Raw genomic sequence first — 9,091 nt, forward strand, 5'->3', positions numbered from 1 at the left:
ATAAGATAATTCGAGAAGCGCGGCTGAAATATTGTCCGGACGCGGTTTTCAAGGCAGAAAACAAAAGACAGAGTGATTTTCAAAAAAATTGCAGCTCTCTTTTGGTTTTTTTTTGCCAAAAAAACGTGAAAATCAAAAAATGTAACGAAAACGTAACATTTGAAACGAAAATGTAACGTAAGATTATTATCGTCTAATGTCTAAATTTAATTAGGGGTGAAGAAGTTGTTAGGGCATAATGAAAAATTCGGGAAACAACGTACCCGCAGAAGTTATTCGCGTATCAGTGAAGTATTAGAACTTCCTAACCTGATTGAGATTCAAACGGATTCTTATAAATGGTTCCTTGAAACAGGGATCAAAGAAATGTTCAAGGACATTTCTCCGATTGAAGATCATACAGGAAACTTATCATTGGAGTTTTACGATTATGAACTCCATGAGCCAAAATACTCCGTTTCAGAAGCACGTGCACATGATGCCAATTATTCGGCGCCAATCTATGTAAAACTACGTTTAATCAACCAAGAGACCGGTGAAATTAAAGACCAAGAAGTTTTCTTTGGTGATTTTCCTTTAATGACAGATATGGGTACATTCATCATCAACGGGGCGGAACGTGTTATCGTATCACAATTGGTTCGTTCCCCAGGTGTGTATTTCCATAATAAGATGGATAAGAACGGAAAAGAAAGCTTCGGCAATACGCTGATTCCTAACCGTGGTGCATGGTTGGAATATGAAACGGATGCCAAAGACATTTCTTATGTGCGTATCGACCGCACGAGAAAGATTCCGTTGACTGTGTTGGTCCGTGCCTTAGGATTCGGATCGGACGATCAAATCCTTGAGATTTTCGGCGACAATGAAAGCTTGCGTTTGACAATGGAAAAAGATGTCCATAAAAATGCATCCGACTCAAGAACGGAAGAAGCTTTAAAAGATGTATACGAGAGACTTCGTCCAGGTGAGCCGAAAACAGCCGACAGTTCACGTAACCTTTTGAATGCTCGCTTCTTCGACCCAAGAAGATATGATATGGCTCCGGTTGGACGCTATAAAGTAAACAAAAAACTGAACATCAAAACACGCTTGCTCAACCAAATCCTGGCCGAAACGTTGGTCGACCCTGAAACAGGGGAAATCATCGCCGAAAAAGGAACCGAGTTGGACCGCGGCGTAATGGAACGTCTAAGCCCATACTTGGATAACGGTTTGAATCAAGTGACGCTTTACCCATCCGACGACGGGGTTGTAACAGTTCCTGTCTTGATGCAAGTGGTAAAAGTCTACTCCAAGAAAGACCCTGAAAAAATCATCAACGTCATCGGAAATGCTGAAATCGCTGATGAAATCAAACATTTGACGACAGCGGACATTTTCGCATCGATGAACTACTTCTTCAACTTGTCTGAAGGATTAGGAACAACCGATGACATCGACCACTTAGGAAACAGACGTATCCGTTCTGTCGGCGAATTGTTGCAAAATCAATTCCGTATCGGTTTATCCCGTATGGAACGTGTGGTCCGTGAAAGAATGTCCATCCAGGACGTTTCTACCATCACCCCACAACAATTGATCAACATCCGTCCTGTCGTTGCGGCAATCAAAGAATTCTTTGGTTCTTCACAACTGTCCCAGTTCATGGACCAAACCAATCCGCTTGGTGAGTTGACGCATAAACGTCGTCTATCCGCATTAGGACCCGGTGGTTTGACGCGTGACCGTGCCGGATATGAAGTCCGAGACGTTCACTATTCCCACTATGGCCGTATGTGTCCGATCGAAACACCGGAAGGCCCGAATATCGGGCTGATCAACAGCTTGTCCAGTTATGCAAAAATCAACAAATATGGCTTCATTGAAACGCCTTACCGTCGTGTCGACTGGAAGACGCACAAAGTAACGAACATCATCGACTATTTGACTGCCGATGAAGAAGATAACTATACAGTGGCTCAAGCCAACTCTGTATTGTTGGAAGACGGCAGCTTTGCGAACGATATCGTCATGGCCCGTTATATCCATGACAACTTGGAAATCAGCATCGAAAAAGTCGATTACATGGACGTTTCGCCTAAACAAGTAGTCGCTGTCGCAACGGCATGTATTCCTTTCTTGGAAAACGATGACTCCAACCGTGCCTTGATGGGTGCGAACATGCAGCGTCAAGCCGTTCCGTTGATCAATCCACAAGCACCATTCGTTGGTACCGGTATGGAATACAAAGCTGCGCATGACTCAGGTGCAGCATTGCTTTGCAGATACGAAGGTATCGTTGAATATGTCGATGCAAAAGAAGTCCGCGTACGTCGCGACAATGGCGCATTGGACAAATACGACATCATCAAATTCCAACGCTCCAACTCTGGTACTTGCTACAACCAAAGACCGATTGTATCGGTTGGCGATCGCGTAGACGTCGGCGAAACCTTAGCTGATGGACCATCGATGGAAAAAGGTGAAATGGCATTAGGACAAAACGTATTGGTTGCCTTCATGACTTGGGAAGGTTACAACTACGAAGATGCTGTTATCATGAATGAGCGTTTAGTAAGAGATGACGTATACACTTCCATCCATATCGAAGAATATGAATCAGAAGCGCGTGATACAAAATTAGGGCCTGAAGAAATTACCCGCGAATTGCCTAACGTCGGCGAAGACGCATTAAAGGATCTTGATGAACGCGGCATTATCCGCATCGGAGCAGAAGTGAAAGACGGCGATATCCTTGTAGGGAAAGTAACGCCTAAAGGGATGACGGAATTGTCCGCTGAAGAACGTCTCTTGCATGCCATCTTCGGTGAAAAAGCCCGTGAAGTGCGCGATACATCATTACGTGTCCCTCATGGCGGTGGCGGTATTGTTCATGATGTGAAGATCTTTACTCGTGAAGCCGGCGATGAATTATCTCCGGGCGTTAACTTATTGGTACGTGTCTACATCGTTCAAAAACGTAAAATCAACGAAGGTGACAAAATGGCCGGACGTCATGGTAACAAAGGGGTTGTATCCCGCATCATGCCGGAAGAAGATATGCCATACATGCCAGACGGCACACCGGTTGATATCATGCTGAACCCGCTAGGGGTGCCATCCCGTATGAATATCGGACAAGTGTTGGAACTTCACCTAGGAATGGCCGCCCGTGAATTAGGTATTTACGTTGCGTCGCCAGTATTCGATGGTGCCGATGAAGACGATGTATGGGGAACGGTAGCCGAAGCTGGTATGGCGAAAGATGCCAAGACAGTCCTTTATGATGGACGTACTGGTCAACCATTCGATAACCGCGTATCTGTCGGAATCATGTACTATTTGAAACTATCGCATATGGTCGATGACAAATTGCATGCTCGTTCAACAGGACCTTACTCATTAGTTACGCAACAACCGCTAGGTGGTAAAGCGCAATTTGGTGGACAACGTTTCGGGGAAATGGAAGTTTGGGCACTGGAAGCTTATGGTGCGGCCTATACCTTGCAAGAAATCTTGACATACAAATCAGATGATGTTGTCGGTCGTGTGAAAACATACGAAGCGATCGTCAAAGGCGAAACAATCCCTCGTCCAGGTGTACCTGAATCATTCCGCGTATTAGTGAAAGAATTGCAAGCACTTGGATTGGATATGAAAGTGCTTGATGAAGCAGAAGAAGAAATCGAATTACGCGACATGGACGAAGAAGACGATGTTGTAAATATGGACAGATTAAACAAACAATCTGAAGCAAGAAAGAGAGACTAAACCGTGTTCCCGGACGCAAAACGTCCGGGTATGCATTTAGTCACCCGCAGATTGCACAAAGCAGAAACCAGATAGAGCATTTTGGGCAGCTCGAAGAATAAAGGGAGGTAGGCCCCTTGATAGACGTAAATAAATTTGAAAGCATGCAAATTTCCTTAGCTTCCCCCGATAAGATCCGCAGTTGGTCTTACGGAGAGGTCAAAAAGCCGGAAACAATCAACTATAGAACGCTGAAACCTGAAAAAGAAGGTTTATTCTGCGAAAGAATTTTTGGACCGCAAAAAGACTGGAAATGTTCATGCGGAAAATACAACGGTATCCGTTATAAAGGGATCGTTTGTGACCGTTGTGGCGTAGAAGTAACCCGTGCGAAAGTCCGTCGTGAAAGAATGGGGCACATCGAATTAGCTGCTCCCGTAACCCATGTATGGTACTTCAAAGGGATTCCTAGCCGTATGGGTCTTGTGTTGGACATGAGCCCGCGTGCGTTGGAAGAAATCATTTATTTTGCTTCATATGTTGTCATCGAACCAGGTGATACGATATTGGAAGCAAAACAATTATTGACTGAAAAAGAATACCGCGACAAACGTGCACAATATGGGAACAGTTTCCACGCCGCAATGGGCGCAGAAGCTGTAAAACAATTGCTTGACCGCGTTGATATTGAAACTGAGTGCGAAGGATTAAAAGAAGATCTGAAATCGGCAACTGGGCAAAAGAGAACCCGCGCGATCCGTCGCTTGGATATCTTGGATGCATTCCGTACCTCAGGCAACAAACCTAGTTGGATGATCATGGATGTTGTTCCGGTTATCCCTCCGGATTTACGCCCGATGGTACAATTGGAAGGCGGACGTTTTGCTACGAGTGACTTGAATGATCTGTATCGTCGCGTCATCAACCGTAACAACCGTTTGAAACGCTTATTGGATCTGAACGCACCGAACATCATTGTCCAAAATGAAAAACGCATGCTGCAAGAAGCTGTTGACGCATTGATCGATAATGGCCGCCGCGGACGTCCCGTTACAGGACCAGGTAACCGTCCATTGAAATCACTTTCTCATATGTTGAAAGGGAAACAAGGTCGTTTCCGTCAAAACTTACTGGGTAAACGTGTCGACTATTCTGGTCGTTCCGTAATCGTTGTTGGACCATTCCTAAAAATGTACCAATGCGGATTGCCGAAAGAAATGGCCATTGAATTATTCAAGCCGTTTTTGATGAAAGAATTAGTAGGCCGCGATATCGCAAGCAACATCAAAAATGCAAAACGTAAAATCGATCGCATGGACGACGATGTCTGGGATGTGTTGGAAGATGTCATCAGAGAACATCCCGTATTGTTGAACCGCGCACCGACGCTTCACCGTTTGGGTATCCAAGCGTTTGAACCGGTTCTGGTCGAAGGTAAAGCAATCCGTCTTCACCCGCTAGTATGTGAAGCCTACAATGCCGATTTCGATGGTGACCAAATGGCTGTCCACGTACCACTAGGCGAAGAAGCGCAAGCAGAAGCACGTCTATTGATGTTGGCTGCACAAAACATTTTGAATCCAAAAGACGGTAAGCCAGTCGTTACGCCATCACAGGATATGGTGCTGGGTAACTACTACTTAACAATGGAAGAAAAAGGCAAAGTCGGAGAAGGGATGATTTTCTCCAACGCGGAAGAAGCAGGCCTTGCTTATGAAAGTGGATTTGTCCACTTGCATACAAGAGTTGCGATCAGTCCGAAATCATTGCCTAAGAAACCTTGGACAGAATGGCAAAAGGAACGTTTGTTGGTGACGACAGTCGGTAAAATTTTCTTCAACGAAATCATGCCGGATGAATTCCCGTACTTAAACGAACCTACCCAATTCAACTTGGATGTAGCGACACCGGACAAATATTTTGTTGAAGCAGGTACTGATGTTGATGCATTCATCGAACAGCAAGAGATTGTCGGGCCGTTCAAGAAGAAAAACTTAGGAAATATCATCGCTGCCGTATTCAAGAAATTCCAAGTTACGGAAACTTCAAGAATGTTGGACAGAATGAAGGACCTGGGTTACAAATTCTCGACTCGTGCAGGTATCACTGTAGGGATCGCTGATATTTTGGTGTTGGAATCTAAACCTGAGATATTGGAAAGAGCGCATAAAAAAGTAGAAAACATCTCCAAACAATTCCGTCGCGGTTTGATTACAGACGACGAAAGATACAACAGTGTCATCACTACTTGGAACTTGGCGAAAGACGAAATCCAAGTGGAACTGATGAAAACATTGGGCCAAGAAAACCCGATCTTCATGATGAGTGACTCCGGAGCCCGTGGTAACATCTCCAACTTTACGCAACTTGCCGGGATGCGTGGTTTGATGGCCGCTCCAAATGGGAAAATCATGGAATTGCCGATCACTTCTAACTTCCGTGAAGGACTAAGCGTCTTGGAAATGTTCATCTCTACCCATGGTGCTCGTAAAGGGATGACCGATACAGCCTTGAAGACTGCCGATTCAGGTTACCTGACTCGTCGTCTGGTTGACGTAGCTCAAGATGTCATCATCCGTGAAGATGACTGCGGAACGGACCGTGGTTTATTGATCCGCTCCATCAGAGAAGGAAATGAAATCATCGAAGCTTTGGAAGAACGTTTGGTTGGGCGTTATGCTCAAAAAGCAATCGTTCATCCGGAAAACGGAACTGTATTGGCTGTGCATAATCAGTTGATTACCGAAGATATGGCTAAAGAAATCATCGATGCCAATATCGAAGAAGTAACAATCCGTTCCGTATTCACATGTAACACAAGACATGGTGTCTGCAAACACTGTTATGGCCGCAACTTAGCCACAGGTTCTAAAGTTGAAGTCGGTGAAGCTGTCGGAACGATTGCTGCCCAATCAATCGGTGAACCAGGTACACAGTTGACCATGCGTACATTCCATACCGGCGGGGTTGCCGGCGACGATATCACACAAGGTTTGCCGCGTATCCAAGAAATCTTTGAAGCGCGTAACCCTAAAGGGGTAGCGGTCATCACCGAAGTTACAGGGGAAGTTGTCTCTGTCGACGAAAGTGCATCAGATCGCTCGAAGGAAGTTACGATCAAAGGCATAACGGATACAAGAACCTATACAGTCCCTTATACTTCTCGTATGAAAGTGGCTGAAGGCGATTTTGTTCACCGTGGTGATCCGTTGACGGAAGGTTCCATCGAACCGAAAGAATTATTGCGTGTGCGTGATGTTCTTTCCGTTGAAACATACTTATTACGCGAAGTTCAAAAAGTATACCGTATGCAAGGGGTAGAAATCGGCGACAAACATATTGAAGTAATGGTACGTCAAATGTTGCGCAAAGTCCGCGTTATGGATCCGGGCTCTACACCTATCTTGCCGGGTACTCTGATGGATATCGCTGATTTTGAAGATCAAAACAGAGCTATCATCACTGCTGGAGAAGTCCCAGCTACAGCTCGTCCAGTATTGTTGGGGATCACAAAAGCTTCATTGGAAACAAACAGCTTCTTATCAGCTGCATCATTCCAAGAAACAACGCGTGTCCTTACAGATGCTGCTATCCGCGGTAAAAAAGATCCGTTGCTGGGTCTGAAAGAAAATGTTATCATCGGTAAGATTATCCCTGCTGGTACAGGGATGGCCCGTTACCGTAAAATGGAACCGAAAGCTGTAGAAGTCGAAAGCGAAAATGTCTATAGCATCAGTGATACTGCTGAAGGAAGTTCCGATTTACCAGGCTACGCAGAATAATAAAATCCTTTTGGAATGAAAAAGGAAAACAAATAAAAGTCCGACAGGGAGAAGCAAAACTTCTTCCTGCCGGACTTTTTGCGTTAGATGGAGAGCGCAGCCAGTGGAGTCGGCCTTAACCGAAATAGAAAAGCTGCAGGAAATGCACAAGCAGAACCGCGATAGCAATGAAAGGGACGAACGGCAATCTTTGGCCAATGTTTTTTTTATTAAAAAAGTATCCGGCTGCCAAAAATAGGCAGGCGGACAAACTGGACACCAACAGTATGGATAAGGATTGCCGCAAGCCGAAAGCGAAAGCCAAAATCGAAAGTAATTTAATGTCTCCACCCCCCAGCCCGTCGGGAACCACAAAAAGTGTGAACAGTAAAAGGGAGAAGATGGCGGCGAAGCTGATTGCGGATGCTTTCCAATCCGAGAAGGGGAGATTACCGTGCAGGAATAGGGCGGCAGAAACTAAAAGGATCTGAAACCTATCCGGGACCAACAGATACAAATAATCTGTAATGGAGATAATCGCCAATATGGAAAAGATGCCAGCATAAACAAGAAGATACAAGGGCTTGTTTGAATAAAAATAATAAAGGAGACAAGCCGTGAGGCCGGATAAGGATTCGACAACAACATACATGCCATCTATTTTCCGGTTGCAATAAGCGCATTTCCCGAAGCGGAATAGATAAGAAAAAATTGGGAAAAGGTCATGCGGACCGAGAGCGTGGTTGCAATGCACACAGTGTGAACGCGAGAAGGTGAAACCCTCTTTTATGGGGATACGTGTACCCAAGGCAGTAAAGAAAGAACCAAAAATAGCGCCGAAATAAAAGATAAAAAAATAGTTGCCGATGAATAGCATAAGAAAATCGTCATCTCCGTTCGCGAGTAATCTGTATATAGTATGCGCGGGCGGAGCCACAATGCGTTTAAATTTCTGCTGTTCCTTGCTGTTTGCGGATTCATTCCGGATAGGCGATGATTTTTTGCTATCCTATGCGGCTCGTGGCGTTTGCGATAATTTTAGTGTTGACAGTGCGTGCGGACGGTGGTAATATATAGGAGTTGTCACGACAAGTGCTTTCGGATATGGAATTAAAAAAACATTGACAAAGCAATGCCGGGATGATATTATATAAAGGTTGCTGTTCCTTTCGTAGACGACACTTTTGAAAAAAGTTTTTTTCGGAAGTTGTTGACAGAAGCGCGCAGCCGTGGTATTATAAATAAGCTATCACGTCAGACGTGATAAGCCGATTGACCTTTGAAAACTGAACAAAGAATGAACGAACCAAATGTGCAGGGAGCTTTGATTTTATCAAAGCAAACGAAGGCGATACACAGTATCGCAAACATAAAGTCAGTAACGTAACAAATGAGCTTTTAAATTTTACATGTAGGATTTCTGTACAAGAGTCCACATTTACATGAGAGTTTGATCCTGGCTCAGGACGAACGCTGGCGGCGTGCCTAATACATGCAAGTCGAACGGTTCTTTCTTTTGGAAGCTTGCTTCCGATCGAGAGAATAGTGGCGAACGGGTGAGTAACACGTGGGTAACCTGCCCATAAGAGGGGGATAAC

3 protein-coding genes and 1 rRNA gene are annotated in these 9,091 nt (G+C 44.8%); 3 read left to right on the forward strand and 1 reads right to left on the reverse strand.

All coding sequences use genetic code 11. From position 1 onward, the window contains the following. Window positions 1-225: 225 nt before the first annotated feature. Both rpoB and rpoC read left to right on the forward strand, forming a co-directional pair. Window positions 226-3,753, forward strand: coding sequence for a DNA-directed RNA polymerase subunit beta (rpoB, locus tag BM101_RS07300; RefSeq protein WP_177194431.1), 3,528 nt, complete (start codon window positions 226-228; stop codon window positions 3,751-3,753). Between the two features lie 116 nt (window positions 3,754-3,869). Further along, window positions 3,870-7,514, forward strand: coding sequence for a DNA-directed RNA polymerase subunit beta' (rpoC, locus tag BM101_RS07305; protein WP_087034094.1), 3,645 nt, complete (start codon window positions 3,870-3,872; stop codon window positions 7,512-7,514). A gap of 115 nt (window positions 7,515-7,629) precedes the next feature. On the opposite strand, the gene BM101_RS07310 is transcribed toward rpoC, so the two are convergent. Continuing rightward, window positions 7,630-8,370, reverse strand: coding sequence for a prepilin peptidase (locus tag BM101_RS07310; RefSeq protein WP_087034095.1), 741 nt, complete (start codon window positions 8,368-8,370; stop codon window positions 7,630-7,632). A gap of 561 nt (window positions 8,371-8,931) precedes the next feature. Between BM101_RS07310 and BM101_RS07315 the strand changes: the two genes are divergently transcribed. Next, window positions 8,932-9,091 (forward strand): 16S ribosomal RNA (locus BM101_RS07315); the annotation flags it as partial.

The sequence above is a fragment of the Trichococcus palustris genome (assembly GCF_900114465.1).
GTDB classification, from domain to species: Bacteria; Bacillota; Bacilli; order Lactobacillales; family Aerococcaceae; genus Trichococcus; species Trichococcus palustris.